Here is a 15,394-nt window from a genome sequence, read left to right as displayed (position 1 = left end):
GCGCGCGGTTTTCGGGGCCTAAAGTATCGGAAGGGTGGACGTGTCCGAACCAGCTTCGATTTCCACAGGCATCGCCGAGCGCTATGCCACTGCGATCTTCGAGATCGCGAAAGAGAATAATGACCTTGCAGGTCTGGAAACCGGCATCAATGATCTGTCAGCAGCTCTGGGCGAAAGCGCCGAATTGCGCGACCTGATCGCCTCGCCTCTGGTTTCCCGCGCCGAACAGGAAGGCGCGATTACAGCAGTAGCCGACAAAATGGGCTTGAACCCGATCCTGCGCAACACGCTGGGTTTGATGGCGCAGAAACGCCGCCTGTTTGTGGTGCCGCAGCTGGTGCAGGTCCTGCGCGACATGCTGGCCGAAGAGCGTGGCGAAGTGACCGCCGATGTCGCCTCGGCCAAGGCGCTGACCAAGACACAACTGGATAAACTGTCCAAGATGCTGTCCGAGCGTGTGGGCAAGACCGTGACTATCAATGCGACCGTGGATGAAAGCCTCATCGGCGGTCTTGTCGTTAAAGTGGGCTCGAAAATGATCGATAGCTCGATCCGTTCGAAGCTGAACTCCCTACAGAATGCAATGAAAGAGGTCGGATAAATGGGAATCCAAGCTGCAGAGATTTCTGCAATCCTGAAGGACCAGATCAAGAATTTTGGTCAGGAAGCGGAAGTGGCCGAGATCGGCCGCGTGCTGAGCGTCGGTGACGGGATTGCCCGTGTATACGGCCTGGACAACGTGCAAGCCGGTGAGATGGTCGAATTTCCCGGTGGCATCATGGGCATGGCCCTGAACCTGGAAAGCGACAACGTTGGTGTCGTTATCTTCGGTTCTGACCGTGACATCAAAGAAGGTGACACCGTCAAGCGTACCAACTCGATCGTGGACGTTCCGATTGGTGACGAGTTGCTGGGCCGTGTTGTTGACGGTCTGGGCAACCCGCTGGACGGCAAGGGCCCGATCAACGCTTCCAAGCGTGGCGTTGCAGACGTCAAAGCCCCGGGCATCATCCCGCGTAAATCGGTGCATGAGCCGATGGCAACCGGCCTGAAATCGGTCGACGCGATGATCCCGATTGGCCGTGGCCAGCGGGAACTGATCATTGGTGACCGTCAGACCGGTAAAACCGCTGTCGCTTTGGACACGATCCTGAACCAGAAAGTTTACAACGAAGCCGCAGGCGACGACGAGTCGAAGAAACTGTACTGCGTCTACGTTGCGGTTGGTCAGAAGCGTTCGACCGTTGCGCAGCTGGTGAAGAAACTGGAAGAGTCCGGCGCGATTGAATACTCGATCGTTGTCGCCGCGACCGCGTCCGACCCGGCTCCGATGCAGTTCCTGGCACCTTACGCCGCGACTGCGATGGCCGAATACTTCCGTGACAACGGCCGCCACGCGCTGATCATCTATGATGACCTGTCGAAACAGGCTGTTTCGTATCGTCAGATGTCGCTGCTGCTGCGCCGTCCGCCCGGACGTGAAGCCTATCCTGGCGACGTTTTCTATCTTCACTCCCGCCTGCTGGAACGTTCGGCGAAGCTGAACGAAGACTTCGGCGCGGGCTCGCTGACCGCTCTGCCGGTTATCGAAACTCAGGGTGGTGACGTTTCGGCGTTTATTCCGACCAACGTGATCTCGATCACCGACGGCCAGATCTTCCTGGAAACCGAACTGTTCTACCAAGGCATCCGTCCTGCTGTGAACACCGGTCTGTCAGTTTCGCGTGTGGGCTCGTCGGCTCAGACCAACGCGATGAAGTCAGTTGCTGGTCCGGTTAAGCTGGAACTGGCTCAGTATCGCGAAATGGCTGCGTTTGCGCAGTTTGGTTCGGACCTCGACGCCGCAACTCAGCAGCTGCTGAACCGTGGTGCGCGTCTGACCGAGCTGATGAAACAGCCGCAGTACTCGCCGCTGACCAACGCTGAAATCGTCTGCGTCATCTTCGCTGGCACCAACGGTTACCTCGACAAGATCGACGTATCGGATGTTGGCCGCTATGAGGCCGGTCTGCTGGCGCACCTGCGCGGCAAGCATGCCGACCTGCTTCAGTGGCTCACTGACGAAGATCCGAAGATCAAAGGTGATGCGTCCGACAAGATCAAGGCAGCGATCGACGAATACGCCGCAACCTTCGCTTGATAGGAGGTTCCGATGCCTAGTCTGAAGGACCTTAAAAACAGGATCGAGTCGGTCAAATCGACCCGCAAGATCACCAAGGCCATGCAGATGGTCGCGGCAGCAAAATTGCGCCGCGCCCAGGAATCTGCCGAAGCCTCGCGCCCCTATGCCGAACGGTTCAATGCCGTGATGGCGGGGCTGGCGGCGTCGGTCGGGGGTAGCGACAGCGCCCCCAAGCTGCTCCGTGGTACGGGCAGTGATGATGTCCATCTGCTGGTTGTGATGACAGCTGAACGCGGCCTGTGTGGCGGCTTCAACGCGAACATCGCCAAGCTTGCCCGCGCCAAAGCGGACGAGCTGCGCGGCAAAGGCAAGACGGTCAAGGTTCTGACCGTCGGCAAGAAAGGCCGCGACGCGCTCAAGCGTGATTTTGGCGATCTATTCGTTGGACATATCGACCTGAGCGAGGTCAAGCGTCTGGGGTATTCCAACGCGCAAGACATCGCCAAGGACGTCCTGTCTCGTTTCGACGGGGGTGAGTTCGACGTTGCCACGATCTTCTACTCGAAGTTCGTCAACGTTGTGACCCAGATCCCGACGGCACAGCAGGTCATCCCCGCCTCGTTCGAAGACGAAGCGACGGGTGACGACAGCGGTGCCGTGTTCGACTACGAGCCCAGCGAAGAGGCCATTCTGGCCGACTTGCTGCCCAAGGGGGTTGCGACCGCAATCTTCTCGGCTCTGCTCGAAAACGGAGCGTCTGAACAGGGTGCACGGATGTCCGCGATGGACAACGCGACACGCAACGCGGGAGAGATGATCGACAAGCTGACGATCCAGTTCAACCGCTCGCGTCAGGCCGTGATCACCAACGAGCTGATTGAAATTATTTCCGGCGCCGAAGCGCTGTAAGAAAACCGGAGACGAAACATGGCGAATGCAAAAGGCAAAGTCACACAGATCATCGGGGCCGTCGTCGACGTGCACTTCGAAGATCAGCTGCCTGAAATTCTGAACGCGCTGGAAACCACCAACAACGGCAAGCGCCTGGTGTTGGAAGTTGCTCAGCACCTGGGTGAAAACACCGTCCGCACCATCGCGATGGACGCGACCGAAGGTCTGGTTCGTGGCGAGGCAGTCACCGACACTGGCGCACCGATCTCGGTTCCGGTTGGTAACGCCACCCTGGGCCGCATCCTGAACGTGGTTGGTGAACCGATCGACGAAAAAGGCCCGGTTGAAGCATCTGAGGCCCGCGCGATCCACCAGCCAGCACCGACCTTCGACGAACAGTCGACCGAGTCGGAAGTTCTGGTAACCGGCATCAAGGTTGTTGACCTGCTGGCCCCCTACGCCAAAGGCGGTAAGATCGGCCTGTTCGGCGGCGCCGGCGTTGGTAAAACCGTTCTGATCATGGAACTGATCAACAACATCGCAAAAGTGCACTCGGGCTTCTCGGTGTTCGCGGGTGTTGGTGAACGGACCCGTGAAGGGAACGACCTGTACCACGAGATGATCGAATCGAACGTTATTAAGCCGGACAACCTGTCGGAATCGCAGGTAGCCCTGGTTTACGGTCAGATGAACGAACCTCCCGGAGCGCGTGCGCGTGTTGCTCTGACCGGTCTGACCTTGGCCGAGCAGTTCCGCGACCAATCCGGTACCGACGTTCTGTTCTTTGTCGACAACATCTTCCGCTTCACGCAGGCGGGCTCCGAGGTTTCGGCTCTGCTGGGTCGTATTCCTTCGGCGGTGGGCTACCAGCCGACGCTGGCCACCGACATGGGCGCCCTGCAGGAACGCATCACCTCGACCAAGTCGGGCTCGATCACGTCCGTGCAGGCGATCTACGTGCCTGCGGATGACTTGACCGACCCTGCGCCGGCAACCTCGTTTGCCCACTTGGACGCGACCACCGTTCTGAACCGTGCGATCTCGGAAAAGGGTATCTACCCGGCGGTTGACCCGCTCGACTCGACCTCGCGTCTGCTCGACCCGGCCATCGTGGGTGAAGAGCACTACAAGGTCGCGACCGACGTTCAGCAGATCCTTCAGCGCTACAAGTCGCTGCAGGACATCATCGCCATCCTCGGCATGGACGAACTGTCGGAAGAGGACAAACTGACCGTGGCCCGTGCCCGTAAGATCGAGCGCTTCCTGTCGCAGCCGTTCGACGTGGCCGAAGTCTTCACCGGCTCGCCGGGCGTTCAGGTTCCTCTGGAAGTCACCATCTCGTCGTTCAAAGCCGTTGTGGCTGGCGAATACGATCACCTGCCCGAAGCGGCCTTCCTGATGGTTGGTGGCATCGAAGAAGTGATCGCCAAAGCCGAGAAGATGGCAGCAGAAGCCGCCTAAGGAGTATCCCTGATGGCAAACACGATGCAATTCGACCTCGTCAGCCCCGAGCGGAGCCTAGCTTCGCTCGCGGTTACCGCGGTCCAGATTCCCGGCGCGGACGGGGACATGACGGCGATGCCCGACCATGCCCCTACCATCACAACGCTGCGCCCCGGTCTGCTGAAGGTTGAGGCACCCGAAGGAGCCAGCGAATACCTGGTCACCGGCGGGTTTGCCCAGATCAACGGCGATGGCCTGTCAGTTCTGGCCGAAAAGGCCATTCCGGTTGCCGAAGTGACCCGGTCGCATCTGGACGACCTGATCGCTGAGGCCCGCGCTTCGCACGAGGCGGCAAAGGAAGGCGATGATCAGACCATCGTCGACGACGCCGCCAAGCTGCTGGCCGACATGGAAGCCCTTGGAACGCATATGAGCCTGTAAAGGTTCATGACAATCTATGCATTGAAACGGCCTCGCGATTGCGGGGCCGTTTTTTGTCGTGCTTTCGTCATAGCCGCAGGTTAAGGTGCGGAAATTGCAAGAAAAGACGACAGAATGAAGAAATTTCTGACACACCCCATCGGCATTGATCAAGGCGAAGAAGTCCTGTTTTCGGACTTCGCCGATGGCGGAAATATGTGGACCGGAGAAGGCGCGCGTGAGCGGTGCGCGGCGATCTGGTTCAGCGAACCTTTCCGCTCGATCCCTATTGTTCAGATCGGTGTGTCGCTGTGGGATGTCGACACGTCCTCGGCGTTGCGGGCGGAAGTTCAGGCCAAGGACGTCACATCCGAAGGGTTCAATGCCGTTTTCCGGACCTGGTCAGACACGCGCATCGCACGTATCCGAGTCACGTGGACTGCAATGGGCGAGGTAAAGCACCCGGACGACTGGGACATTTCCTGAGGGGCAGGGCGTTAATCGCCCCGCGCCTCGATCATGTCCACTCGGGTTGCATGACGACCGCCTTCGAATTCGGCCGACAGAAACGCATCTACGATATCCAGCGCCAGTCCCTCGCCGATGACGCGCGCGCCGATCGACAGCATGTTGGCATTGTTGTGCTGACGGATCATTTGGGCCGAGAACGTGTCTGAACATACGCCACAACGGATGCCCGGCACTTTGTTGGCGGCCATCATGATACCCTGTCCGGTACCACAGAGAATGATGCCCAACTGGCAATCGCCCGAGGCGACCGCCTCGGCCGCGGCTTTGCCGTGCAGGGGGTAATGCGTGCTTTCAGGTGTCGTCGGACCGATATCGACAACCTCCCAGCCTTGCGGCGTCAGATGGTTGGCGATGGCCTGACGCAATTCAATCGCAGCGTGGTCACTGGACAGAACAATTCGGTTTTTCCCGGTCACGTTTTAGCCTCCTGCTCAGTCCATGTGGTAAAGCGACTCGTAGATCGGCGTCAGTGTCTTATCCTCAAACAACGAGGAGACGCTTGTCCCGTTCCAGATATTCAGGATGGCCTGCGTGAAGATCGGAGCCGTGGGTACGATGCGAATGTTGGGGGCATTCGCGACCTCTGGCTTCGGCTGAATCGAGTCTGTCAGAACCAGTGATTTCATCACCGAATTCGTAACGCGTTCAACCGCTGGGCCACTCATGACACCATGGGTGATATACGAGTGCACCTCTTTGGCCCCATTGTCGATCAGCACTTGGGCCGCCTTGCAAAGCGTGCCAGCAGTGTCGCACATATCGTCGACGATCAGACAGATCTTGCCCTTCACGTCGCCAATTACGGTCATTTCGGCGACCTCACCCGCTTTTTCGCGGCGCTTGTCCACAATCGACAGGGGTGCGTTGATGCGCTTGGCCAATTCGCGGGCGCGGGCCACACCGCCGACATCGGGCGACACCACCATCAGGTCATCCATTTGATCCTTGAACTGCTTTTTCACATCCAGCGCAAAGATCGGCGAGGCATAGAGGTTGTCGACCGGCATATCGAAAAAGCCCTGAATCTGCGCGGCGTGCAGATCCATGGTCAGGATACGCTCGATCCCGGCGCCGGTCAGCATATTGGCAACCAGCTTGGCGCTGATCGGCGTACGCGCTTTGGTGCGGCGGTCCTGACGGGCATAGCCGAAATAAGGGATGACAGCAGTAATGCGTGCCGCCGAAGAGCGGCGCAAGGCGTCGGCGATGATCAACAGTTCCATCAGATTGTCATTGGCCGGGTTCGAAGTCGGCTGGATAATGAACATATCCTCGCCGCGCACATTCTCGAACACCTCGACGAAGATCTCGCCGTCATTGAACCGTTCGACGCGCGCCTCGACCAGACCTTGATCGACGCCGCGATGCAGGCTCATGCGGCGGGCAATGGTTTCGGCAAGCGGAAGATTGGCGTTCCCAGCAATGAGCTTGGGTTCGTGCAGTGTCGGCATCGGCTGATTATCCCCGGGCAGCAATGGCAATGTGACAGATTCGTGATGTTGACACCGCTTAGCATGGCCTTACCGTCCCGCAAAGATAACGCAGCGGAGAAAGTACACATGACCCAGATTGACTACTATTTTGCGACAATTTCGCCCTATTCCTATCTGGCAGGTACACGGCTAGAAGAGGTCGCCGCCAAACATGGCGCAACGATCAACTACAAACCACTTGATATCATCGCATTGTTCGGCAGGACCGGTGGCACCCCACCCAAGGACCGTCATATCTCGCGCATCGAATACCGCGCGCAGGAACTGCTGCGCCAGTCAAAGACGCTGGGCATGGATTTCAACCTGCAACCAGCCCATTGGCCGACCAATATGGCGCCGTCCTCGTATGCTGTGATCGCTGCCGTTCAGGATGGTTCGGGCGATGTAGGGCAGCTATGCCACTCTTTCCTGCGTGCCTGCTGGGCCGAGGAAAAAGACATCGCCGAAGACAGCGTTATCCGAGACTGCCTGACACAGGCAGGCTTCGACCCGAAACTGGCCGATACCGGCCTGCTGGCGGGGGCTGAAACCTACGCAGCCAATCTTGAAGAAGCCGTGGACCGCGGTGTATTCGGCGCGCCGTTCTATATTACGCCTGATGATCAAAGGTTCTGGGGTCAGGACCGCCTCGACGACCTCGACCGTCACCTCGCAACGCAGAAGGGCTAGTCCAACCCCGCTTGCTTCATCTGGCTAAAAATACCTCGGGGGAATCGCAACTTGCTGCGATGGGGGCAGGGCCGCCGACCCCCTATAGCAAGGCCAGAAACTGATCGATCTGGTCCGCCGGTGTGGACCAGTCACAAACCAGACGGCAGGCTAACATCTCATCCTCATCTGCGCCCTCCAGTGTATCACCCCAAAAGTGATATACCGCGCCTGCGTCATGCAACTTGCGATGCAGACTGCGTGGGAAACGTGCAAAAATCATGTTGGCCTGAGGCTCATGCAAAAACGCAGCCCCGGCGGCGCGCAGCCCGTCAGCCAAACGTGCGCAATTGGCATTCGCCTGCCGCGCCGAGCGTAGCCACAGATCATCCTGCAGATAGGCCGCCATCTGTGCCGACAGATAGCGGTGCTTGGAAAACAGATGCGCCCCGCGTTTGCGTCGCAGCTCAAATTCCCAGGCTTTGCTTTCGTCGAAAAACACCACTGCTTCGACACCCATCAACCCGTTCTTGGTGCCACCGAAACTGACTGCATCCACACCGGATTTCCATGTCATCTCAGCCGGAGAGCAGTTCAACGCGACCAAAGCGTTGGTGAACCGCGCGCCATCCATATGGACCGGCAGGTTATACTCCTTGGCTACCCCGCAAAGCGCCTGCAGCTCTTCCAGCGAATACACCGATCCACGCTCAGTTACCTGCGTAATCGAAACCGGCCCGCGTTGCGGCCCGTGCACGCCACGGGTTTCTTCGCCTTCGACAGATCGGCGCAAAGCCTCAGGGGCCATCTTGTCCTCACCGGGCACGAGGGTCAGCTTGGCCCCGCTATAGAACTCCGGCGCGTTGCATTCGTCCTCATGGATATGTGCCACTGGCGAGCAAAAGACGGTTTCCCATGGCTGAGACAATGTGGCCAGAGCCAGTGAATTTGCCGCTGTTCCCGTAGCCACCAGATATACCGCCGCGCCGGGGGCTTCAAAGATTCCTCGGATTTGGTCGCGCACTTCGTTCATCAGAACGTCCGCGCCATAAGCCATTTGATAGCCCTGATTGGCTTCCGCCAACGCGGCCAGAACCTCGGGATGAACGGGCCCAGAATTGTCAGAGGCAAAATGCATCAGCTCGGCTCCTCGATGATATAATCTTCCCACTCTTCCAAGGGGGTTTCGAATTCAGACACGGTACGTCCCTGCACGGAAATGCCTGCGGCATGAACGCTGTCCGGCGTACCTGACAGCAACGGGTGCCAATCGTAAAGAGGTTTCCCCTCCCACAACAAACGATAGGCGCAGGTCTGCGGCAGCCAATAGGCATGGCTGTCGATGTTGTCGGGGCGCATCACGATGCATTCGGGCACGAATTGATGCCGGATGTCATATTGCGTGCAGCGGCAGCTTTCATCATCCAGCAGACGGCAGGCGACGCAGGTCAGCGCGACTTCGCCGGTGTCTTCATCTTCCAGCTTGTTGAGGCAACATTTGCCGCAGCCGTCGCACAGTGCTTCCCACTCGCGTGGGTTCATCTTCTGCAGTGGCTTGCGCTCCCAGAAGCGCGGGGCCAGTCCGTCTCGGTCGATGGGGTCCTTGGTCATTGAGCGGCCAGAAGCGCGCGCGCGCGGGCGCAATCGTCATTCATTTGGGCGATCAGCCCATCAAGGCCGTCAAAGGTCATTTCGGGCCGTAGGTAATCGACCAACCCCACCGAAAGGGTCGCGCCATAGAGGTCGCCTGAGAAATCGAACAGGAAGGTTTCGATATTGGGAACTTCCCCATGGAACATGGGGCGTGTCCCAACCGACGCCGCCCCACGATAGCTGCCCTGATGTGGACCATCGAGAACATCTACCAAAACTGCGTAGACCCCGAATTTCGGCGGATGCAGCCCCTCGATTGACATATTTGCGGTCGGGAATCCCAGCTCGCGCCCGCGCTGTTCGCCCCCGACGACTTCGCCTTCGATACGATGCCAATGCCCCAGCATCGCGGCAGCGTCGCGCGGGCGACCTTCGGACAGCGCCGTCCGGATTGCGGTGGACGAGACCACATTCTCCGACCGCTCCATCAACGGAGCGATCGTGACGCCAAAGCCCATCTCATCGCCGAACCGCTGCAGATCTTGCGGTGTGCCGCTCCGCCCTTTGCCAAAGCAGAAATCGGCGCCTACGACCACATGCGCCAGGCCCAGTCCGTCACAAATCACATTTCGCGCAAATTCCTCCGGTGTCAGCCCCGCCAAGGCTGCGTTGAACGGCAACTCATAAAGCTTCTGCACCCCCAGCTTCTGCAGCCGGTGCGCCCGTGCATTTCCCCGCATCAGGCGAAAGGGCGGGGCGTCGGGAGCGAAATATTCGCGTGGATGAGGCTCGAATGTCATCACACCCAATGGCGCGGTCGGTTCAGCCTCGCGCGCCAGCTGGATGACGGATTGGTGCCCTAGATGGACCCCGTCAAAGTTCCCGATAGCGACACTTGCGCCGCGGTCTTCCGGCTCAACAAATTGAAAGTCACGTATGATCTGCATGAGGATTGCCTAACGAGAGTGTCGGGCAGGTTCAAGTCGCAGATCAGATGGGTTTGATAATCAGTCGAACTTCCGACTTGGGGCCAGCACCATCGCCTCGCCAACTAACACTTTCTTGCCATCAACGGCGCAATGGCAATCCAGCTTCACGCGGCGCTTGGAAAAGTCGATATCGATCACTTTCACTTCGGCATAGACCATGTCGCCAGGGCGGACAGGTGCAAGGAATTTCAGCGACTGTCCCATATAGACGGTGCCATGGCCGGGCAGCTGCTCTCCGATCACGGCCGAGATCAGTCCTGCGGTCAGCATGCCATGCGCGATCCGGCCTTCAAAGATCGTGTCGCGGGCATAGTCATCATCCAGATGCACAGGGTTACGATCCGTCGACACCTGGGCGAACATCTCGATATCTTCGTCCGTCACCACTTTGCGCAGGTGCCGGGTCATGCCCATTTCGATGTCTTCGATACATATCGTTCCGCGCGGAAGATTGTCCAACATGCTACCCTCATTCGAGATCGTGCGGGCAACAAAAGACCATCAGAAGCCGCCCTTCGGCAACTTTATTACTTCGCAACTGCAGAAAATCAAGTCTTTTTTGATCAGCGCAAACGCCCGATTGAGAAGGTCGGATTGATGTTTTCTTTTTCGTTATGGGATCTTAAGGCATCTTCGTCCGGGTGGTGCGACGTTTTGGTCTCTGCTGCCGCCAGCCCGCCAGTGATGAACAGAGTATCGATACCTTCGCCCATCCCGCCAGCGATGTCGGTCTGTGGGCCATCGCCAATTGCCAGAATCTCGGAATCGCCAATATCAACGCCAAGTTCCGTAAGCCTACGCCGTGCGAGATCGTAGATCGGAGGGTGAGGTTTGCCGAAATAAAGGCTCTCACCGCCCATCTCGGTATAAAGCCGCGCCAAGGCGCCTGCACACCACTCTCGGGTTTCACCGCGATCAACGACAATATCAGGATTGGCGCAGAGCAGTTTCATGCCCTTCTGCTTCGCATATAAAAAGTCAGGCCGGTTTACCGCCGGATCGGCCATAGGGTCAAACGGGCCACAGCATACGATGCCTTCCGCTTCATCCAGCGGGACTCGTTCGATATGGATGGGATGGTCCAGAATTTTCAGCGGCTCAAAGAAACCGGCATCCCGTTGCCATTCTCCCATGAAATAGACCTTTTCGCCGACTGCGCCCCGGAACATCGCAGATCGTGCCGAGTCACCACTGGTGGCAATCGTGTCATAGGCGTCAATCGGCACACCGAATTGCGCCAACTGATCGGCCACCCCCGCACGTGGCTTGGGTGAGTTTGTGACCAATACCACAACACCGCCCTTTTGCCGATAAGCCTGCAAGGCCGCAACCGCCTCGGGGTAGGCGGTGATACCATTGTGCACGCACCCCCAAAGATCGACAAACAGCGCTTTGTAACGGTCAGAGAATTCGGCAAGGGAAGAGATAATCTGGGTCATTGGCCCCTCATCTGGCAGGGAAGGCGATTTACCTAAGCCTATGGCAGAGCTTGCCATGTTTGGCCAGAGGGGGCTCTGCCCCCGGGCGAGGCAGAGCTTCGCAAAAGAAAAAGGCGCCCGATTGGGCGCCTTTGGGATTGGGCTCAGACCTTGAGGTTCGGGATAATTTGCTTTTTCCGGCTCATGATGCCGGGCAACACGACGGCATCGCCATTGATCGATGCCCCGAAGCTTTTTTCCGCGACGGCTTTAACCAGATCATTGGGAACCAGCAGGGTGGCTTCTTCGTTCAGGATGTCGACAACGAATAGCAAGACCTGATCGACGTTGTCTTCCTTGGCGACGTCGATCATGGACGCCGCAAGGCTGTCTTTGCGGTCCAGAACAACGCCCGGTGCGGTGGTTTCCAGCACCGAGACGCGGAACTTCGTGCCATCGACTTCGTATTCCTTGCTGTCCATACGGATCAGTTCGGCGTCCGAGAACGAGGACACATCCGATTTGGCAGCGAACATATCAGCCGCATAGGCCGATACGTCTAGACCCAGATCGGCGGCCAGTTTCTCGGCCACGGCGCGGTCATGTGCGGTGGTGGTGGGCGAGCGGAACTCCAGCGTGTCCGACAGGATGCAGGTCAGCGCAGCACCTTTGATGGCGTCAGGCATTTTCGCTGCATCGTCGCCGATCAGGTCGATCATGATGGTCGCGGTGCAAGCCAGCGGGCGCACGGTGATATCGATGGGGCCTTTGGTTTCCAGCCCACCGACCAGCTTGTGATGATCGATGATGGCGCGGATGTCGGCGCTGTTGATGCTGGCGGGCAGCTCAGCGGGGTTGTTGGTGTCTACGATCACGACCGGGGCATCTTCGGCCACGTCTTCAATGATCTGCGGCTTGGGCAGGTCCCAGCGCTGGAGCATGAAGTTGGCTTCGGTATTGGGCTCACCCAGCAAAACCGGAGTGGCCGCTTCGCCTTTGACTTCGCTCAGATACCAGGCCCAGAGGATGGGCGAGCCGGTCGAATCGGTATCGGGGGATTTGTGACCAAGAACTTGGATTGTCATGACAGTGTCCTGAGGAATGTGGAATTGCGCGCCTTATAGGGCGGAGAATTCCACTTGTCACCCGGAACGGGGCTGGCTGCGACCCTTGGTCTGAAATCTCAGAAAGTGGCGCGTTCCAATGTGTAGCCGGCCTCTTGCAGTTGGTTTAGCAAGCCGAACTTGTTGCTCAGGTGCCCGGCACCGACGGCGATCACGACCGTCTGATCATTCAGTTTCAGAATCTTCTGCATCCAGTTGGCGTTGCGCTGCACCAGGAGTTGGTCTTCGAAGCTTTCCCACTCGGCATTGAATTCTTCCACTGTCAGCCCCGAGGCTTCGAACCCCTGAAGCTTGGCAAGCTCGATGATCATGGCATGCTGTTCGTCGAAATAAGCGTTGGCCATTGTGATCATCTGATCATCTTCGGCCTGCATCGCACCGGCGAGTCGGGTCAGCGAGGCCACCTGTTCTTCCAACGGATGGCTGTCGAACATTGCGATCAGGTCTTCGATCCGTTCCAGCGAGAATTGCGGGATGCCTTGCGCCTCGGCCAGCTCGGTCAGGCGCGTATCCATGCCACGGTCAAAATCGGGCGTGGACATGAGGCAGGGCGGAACTCCCAACATCATGCTCAGAAACCAAGGGCGCATCTTGGCCGCCATCCAGCTTGGAATGCCGCGTTCGGCCAGGGTGGCTGACAGCGCGGCCCAGTCTTCCGCGGTCATAAGATCGACCAGCGTGGGGCCGGAGGTAATCAGCACCGGGCTGAAGTCGTCGGCCAGATCGCGTTCGAACGCATCCATTTCTGATTTTGTGACTTCGAAATAGAAGGCATCTGCGGTGCTGAGGGTTGGTGTGAGGCGTTCAACAATTGCCTCCATGCGAGGATCGTTTGTGTGCAAGGTGCCGATCAGATGCAGAACGGTGTCGCCTTTCCGGGCAATCCAATGGTTGCCTTCCGGGAAAGGAATGGCGCTGAGGGTTTGTTCCAGTTTGGCTTTGGTTTCGGGCGCGAGGTCGAGCCGCAGATCACGCCCTTCGCAGGCGGCGTGGGCCGTAAGGGGCAACAGAAGACTAAAGCAGAGGCTGAGCAGGCGCATTGGGTCTCTTTCCTGGGGCGGGCACTTCGTTCAAGACTTATCTTTGTCTCTGACGGCTGGCAATCCGCGCGAAACCGCATAGCATGGCGGCATGAAGCGCGAGCAAGACCTCTATCCCCCGATCAAAGCATTGCTGGAGCGGCAAGGCTATGCCGTGAAGGGTGAGGTGGGTGCGGCCGATATCGTCGCCATTCGCGAGGGTGAAGAGCCCGTGGTCGTTGAGCTCAAGCTGCGGTTCAGTCTTGCCCTGTTCCATCAGGCGATTGCACGCCTGAAGTTGACGGATCAGGTGTATCTGGGGGTGTGCAAGCCAACCGGACGCAGTGCGCGACGAGCATTAAAAGACAATCTTGCGCTTTGCCGACGCCTTGGGTTGGGGTTGATCACTGTGCGCGCGGATGGCGCGGTTGAAGTCCAGTGTGACCCCGGTCCCTACGCCCCGCGCAAAAACAAGTCCAAGGTTGCGCGCCTGCTGCGTGAGTTCGACCGGTTGGAAGGCGACCCCAATGCGGGCGGGGCGACGCGACACGGGATTGTCACGGCTTACCGTCAGGACGCGCTGAAATGTGCGGCCCATCTGGCAGAATGTGGCGCGACAAAGGGCGCTGAGGTTGCGGTGGCGACCGGAGTGCCCTCGGCCACCCGGTTAATGCGCGAAAACCACTATGGCTGGTTTGATAAGGTCGAGAAGGGCGTCTACTGTCTGTCTGAGGCCGGGCAGGAGGGGCTGAAGCACTGGGCCTATAGCTGGGAACAAACTGATTGAGCCATTAGGTCAGAAAAATCCTTCACAGCTTGTTGACTCACGGATTTGGACCCCCTAGCTATGCGTCGTTATCACTCGCAAGGGTCGAGTGCTAACGCCTCGTCAGTCGGCGAGGGGAGGATAAACAAACTTTGAGCCCAAGGAGCTGCAAAGATGGCATTGAAACCGCTTCATGACCGCGTGCTGGTTCGCCGTACCGAAAGCGAAGAGAAAACCGCAGGCGGCCTGATCATTCCCGACAGCGCAAAAGAAAAGCCCAGCGAAGGCGAAGTCGTTGCAACCGGCGAAGGCGCACGTAAGGACAGCGGCGAACTGATCGCAATGGCTGTTAAAGCTGGTGACAAGATCCTGTTCGGCAAATGGTCGGGCACTGAGGTTCAGGTCAACGGCGAAGAGCTGCTGATGATGAAAGAAAGCGACATCATGGGGATCATCGAGTAAGCCGCGCGCTTTCTCTGATCTTCATTCCAATACATTTTCTCAAGGAGAAACGACATGGCTGCAAAGGACGTCAAGTTCGACACCGATGCCCGTAACCGCATGCTGGCAGGTGTGAACATCCTGGCCGATGCTGTTAAAGTGACCCTGGGCCCCAAAGGCCGCAACGTGGTTCTGGACAAATCCTTCGGCGCACCGCGCATCACCAAAGACGGTGTATCGGTTGCCAAGGAAATCGAACTGGAAGACAAGTTCGAAAACATGGGCGCGCAGATGGTGAAAGAAGTCGCCAGCCGCACCAACGACGAAGCCGGTGACGGCACCACCACTGCAACCGTTCTGGCACAGGCAATCGTTCGCGAAGGTCTGAAGCAGGTTGCAGCGGGTCTGAACCCGATGGACCTGAAGCGCGGCATCGATCTGGCGACTGCCAAAGTTGTTGCAGGCATCAAAGACGCATCGCGCGAAGTCAAAGACT

19 protein-coding genes are annotated in these 15,394 nt (G+C 58.3%); 10 read left to right on the top strand and 9 right to left on the bottom strand.

The genetic code is table 11. From position 1 onward, the window contains the following. The first annotated feature begins 40 nt into the window (after positions 1–40). The 6 genes from ACR0AZ_RS21275 to ACR0AZ_RS21250 all read left to right on the top strand — a co-directional run bounded on the left by ACR0AZ_RS21275 (position 41) and on the right by ACR0AZ_RS21250 (position 5,362). The gene (locus ACR0AZ_RS21275; protein ID WP_480668208.1) at positions 41–601 is read left to right on the top strand and encodes a F0F1 ATP synthase subunit delta; all 561 of its coding nucleotides are present in this window, start codon (positions 41–43) and stop codon (positions 599–601) included. Next, entirely contained in the window at positions 602–2,140 is a 1,539-nt protein-coding gene (gene atpA / locus ACR0AZ_RS21270; protein ID WP_480470576.1) for a F0F1 ATP synthase subunit alpha, read from the top strand. A 12-nt stretch (positions 2,141–2,152) separates the two neighbouring features. Further along, positions 2,153–3,031 carry a F0F1 ATP synthase subunit gamma gene (locus ACR0AZ_RS21265; protein WP_480470575.1) on the top strand — a complete coding sequence of 293 codons (879 nt, stop codon included), beginning with the start codon at positions 2,153–2,155 and terminating at the stop codon, positions 3,029–3,031. Between the two features lie 18 nt (positions 3,032–3,049). Next, on the top strand, positions 3,050–4,474 hold the full coding sequence (gene atpD / locus ACR0AZ_RS21260; protein ID WP_170588732.1) for a F0F1 ATP synthase subunit beta: 1,425 nt from the start codon (positions 3,050–3,052) through the stop codon (positions 4,472–4,474). 12 nt (positions 4,475–4,486) lie between these two features. Next, positions 4,487–4,897, top strand: a complete 411-nt coding sequence (locus tag ACR0AZ_RS21255) for a F0F1 ATP synthase subunit epsilon (RefSeq protein ID WP_480470574.1) — start codon at positions 4,487–4,489, stop codon at positions 4,895–4,897. Between the two features lie 114 nt (positions 4,898–5,011). Continuing rightward, entirely contained in the window at positions 5,012–5,362 is a 351-nt protein-coding gene (locus ACR0AZ_RS21250; protein WP_480470573.1) for an H-type lectin domain-containing protein, read from the top strand. Positions 5,363–5,373: 11 nt separating this feature from the next. Here ACR0AZ_RS21250 and rpiB read toward each other — a convergent pair whose 3' ends face one another. Next, a complete protein-coding gene (rpiB, locus tag ACR0AZ_RS21245; protein ID WP_480470572.1) occupies positions 5,374–5,823 on the bottom strand; it encodes a ribose 5-phosphate isomerase B in 450 nt (149 codons plus the stop codon). Positions 5,824–5,838: 15 nt separating this feature from the next. Further along, positions 5,839–6,858 carry a ribose-phosphate pyrophosphokinase gene (locus ACR0AZ_RS21240; protein ID WP_480470571.1) on the bottom strand — a complete coding sequence of 340 codons (1,020 nt, stop codon included), beginning with the start codon at positions 6,856–6,858 and terminating at the stop codon, positions 5,839–5,841. Between the two features lie 108 nt (positions 6,859–6,966). On the opposite strand from ACR0AZ_RS21240, the gene ACR0AZ_RS21235 reads away from it, so the two are divergent. Next, positions 6,967–7,569 carry a DsbA family protein gene (locus ACR0AZ_RS21235; RefSeq protein ID WP_480668207.1) on the top strand — a complete coding sequence of 201 codons (603 nt, stop codon included), beginning with the start codon at positions 6,967–6,969 and terminating at the stop codon, positions 7,567–7,569. Between the two features lie 82 nt (positions 7,570–7,651). On the opposite strand, the gene ACR0AZ_RS21230 is transcribed toward ACR0AZ_RS21235, so the two are convergent. From ACR0AZ_RS21230 to ACR0AZ_RS21200, 7 genes are all read right to left on the bottom strand, one after another. Then, positions 7,652–8,686 (bottom strand): threonine aldolase family protein, encoded by a 1,035-nt coding sequence (locus ACR0AZ_RS21230; protein ID WP_480470569.1) that lies wholly within the window; start codon positions 8,684–8,686, stop codon positions 7,652–7,654. Then, positions 8,686–9,159 (bottom strand): YcgN family cysteine cluster protein, encoded by a 474-nt coding sequence (locus ACR0AZ_RS21225; RefSeq protein ID WP_480470568.1) that lies wholly within the window; start codon positions 9,157–9,159, stop codon positions 8,686–8,688. Before ACR0AZ_RS21225 ends, ACR0AZ_RS21230 begins: the two co-directional genes overlap by 1 nt. Continuing rightward, positions 9,156–10,088, bottom strand: coding sequence for a bifunctional riboflavin kinase/FAD synthetase (locus ACR0AZ_RS21220; protein WP_480470567.1), 933 nt, complete (start codon positions 10,086–10,088; stop codon positions 9,156–9,158). Before ACR0AZ_RS21220 ends, ACR0AZ_RS21225 begins: the two co-directional genes overlap by 4 nt. A gap of 60 nt (positions 10,089–10,148) precedes the next feature. Then, positions 10,149–10,592, bottom strand: a complete 444-nt coding sequence (locus tag ACR0AZ_RS21215; RefSeq protein ID WP_480470566.1) for a MaoC family dehydratase — start codon at positions 10,590–10,592, stop codon at positions 10,149–10,151. 101 nt (positions 10,593–10,693) lie between these two features. After that, a complete protein-coding gene (locus ACR0AZ_RS21210) occupies positions 10,694–11,569 on the bottom strand; it encodes an HAD family hydrolase (RefSeq protein WP_480484975.1) in 876 nt (291 codons plus the stop codon). A 143-nt stretch (positions 11,570–11,712) separates the two neighbouring features. Then, the gene (locus ACR0AZ_RS21205; RefSeq protein WP_480484976.1) at positions 11,713–12,633 is read right to left on the bottom strand and encodes a manganese-dependent inorganic pyrophosphatase; all 921 of its coding nucleotides are present in this window, start codon (positions 12,631–12,633) and stop codon (positions 11,713–11,715) included. A 98-nt stretch (positions 12,634–12,731) separates the two neighbouring features. Next, entirely contained in the window at positions 12,732–13,712 is a 981-nt protein-coding gene (locus ACR0AZ_RS21200; RefSeq protein WP_480484977.1) for a TraB/GumN family protein, read from the bottom strand. 91 nt (positions 13,713–13,803) lie between these two features. Between ACR0AZ_RS21200 and ACR0AZ_RS21195 the strand changes: the two genes are divergently transcribed. From ACR0AZ_RS21195 to ACR0AZ_RS21185, 3 genes are all read left to right on the top strand, one after another. Continuing rightward, on the top strand, positions 13,804–14,478 hold the full coding sequence (locus tag ACR0AZ_RS21195; protein ID WP_480470562.1) for a DUF2161 domain-containing phosphodiesterase: 675 nt from the start codon (positions 13,804–13,806) through the stop codon (positions 14,476–14,478). A gap of 153 nt (positions 14,479–14,631) precedes the next feature. After that, complete coding sequence (gene groES, locus ACR0AZ_RS21190) at positions 14,632–14,919, top strand: co-chaperone GroES (RefSeq protein WP_039523824.1); 288 nt, start codon at positions 14,632–14,634, stop codon at positions 14,917–14,919. A gap of 54 nt (positions 14,920–14,973) precedes the next feature. Then, positions 14,974–15,394: TCP-1/cpn60 chaperonin family protein (locus tag ACR0AZ_RS21185; RefSeq protein WP_480668206.1), on the top strand; the 421-nt coding region annotated here is incomplete at its 3' end.

The organism is Ruegeria sp. BE3, from assembly GCF_056538865.1.
This window is presented reverse-complemented; position numbering and strand designations above follow the sequence as displayed.